Below are 1,479 nucleotides of genomic sequence, written 5' to 3'. Positions count from 1 at the left end.
AAGTTGGGCAACCAAGCCGCCGTTGCCGGCCCCAGCGTCCCAATTTGTCCCAGCGCCTGGGTGATGAACAGCAGCACATAGAAGGCAAAGATAATCAGCACACTGATGCCCAACCCCAAAGAGGAACCGGTGCGTTGCGGGCGCAATCCCAAAGGCACCCCAATCAGGGTGAACGCCAGACACGCAAAGGGAATGGCATACTTCTGGTTGAGGCTGACCTGTAGACGACGCACCCGTTGCAGATCGCCAGAGCTGGCAATCACTTCGATATAATGGTTCAGCTCTCGAATGTTCATTTCCTCAGGGCTGCGGATCTCTTGAGCCAGCTCCAGTGGTGCGCGAGGCAGGCGCAACTCCTGCCGGCTGAAGGTGGCAATGTTGCTGTAGGTGCCATCAGGAGAAACGATGTAGTTGGTGCCATCCTCAAACACCCAAAGATTCTCTTGGGGATCCCAGCGTCCCCGTTGGGCCAGCAGGATTTGGTTGAGCGCTTCGTTGGAAAAATCCAGGACGATAATGCCGCGCATTTGCTTCCCATCGAAGCTGCGGGCGTAGAACTGACGGGTTAGCCCTTGTCGCCGGGAAAAGGTGCCGTCTGGCTCAGGCATGAGGATCTCGCCAAATTCTTGGTAGAGGATATTCTCCCGCCGGAAGTCGGGATCCCGATTTAAAGCTCGATTCAAAGTCGTGGCCGCTTGGCGATTGCTCACCGGCACCACCAGCTCATTGAACAGAAACGTTAACGTCGTCACCAGCAAGCTGAGGACGAGGGCAGGCACCATGAGGCGGTAAAGGCTCACCCCGCATCCGCGCAAGGCCGTGATCTCGTTGTCGGCAGACAAGCGCCCATAGGCCAGCAACGTGGCCAGCAACATGGACATCGGGAACGTCAAAACGATGATCCCCGGCGCCCGCAACACAAACACCTGTAACGCCGCCGAAAGCGACAGACCCGCTTCCACCACCAGGCGCACCAGCTCAAACAGGGATCCCACCGCCATCACCAAGGTTGTGAAAGCTCCCACCCCAAAGAGAAACGGCAGCAGCATCTCCGAGAGGACATAGCGATCCATCAGGCCCACCGCGCAAACGAGGGAGAGCCTGTGGTCAGGCCGCTCGCGGGAACGGGCAGGAGGGAGAGAATGAAGTTTCACGCAACCCAAGGAAGTAGTAGGCAGGACAGCCGAAGGCTGTTAACGACTCTAGACCGGAACACTGGGCAATGAAAGGCTATCGCCTTCCTTTCTCAACCTAACCCGCCTATGATCGACCCCAAGTAAGCTCAGGCATAGAATTGGGCCGGGTTTGTCTTGGGAAGACTTTCGACATGGTTTCCTCCTCTTCCCCCTCCTGCAATCTTAGGAGTTTGCTGGAGCGGCTCCTGGAGCTGCGGCAGCAGGTTGTAGAGGGATCCCAGAAATACTTGGCCGCTTGGGGCTGCCTTACGAGCCCTCCTGCGGCCATCCACAACCTGGCGCG

At 57.7% G+C, this 1,479-nt stretch carries 1 protein-coding gene; it reads right to left on the bottom strand.

Annotation, left to right across the window (positions count from 1 at the left end; all coding sequences use genetic code 11):
- The coding region (locus NW820_RS12330) for an LptF/LptG family permease (protein ID WP_414407637.1) at window positions 1-1,073 on the bottom strand (1,073 nt) is incomplete at its 3' end.
- Between the last annotated feature and the right edge of the window lie 406 nt (window positions 1,074-1,479).

The sequence above is a fragment of the Synechococcus sp. R55.7 genome (assembly GCF_047461955.1).
Classification (GTDB): domain Bacteria; phylum Cyanobacteriota; class Cyanobacteriia; order Thermostichales; family Thermostichaceae; genus Thermostichus.
This window is presented reverse-complemented; position numbering and strand designations above follow the sequence as displayed.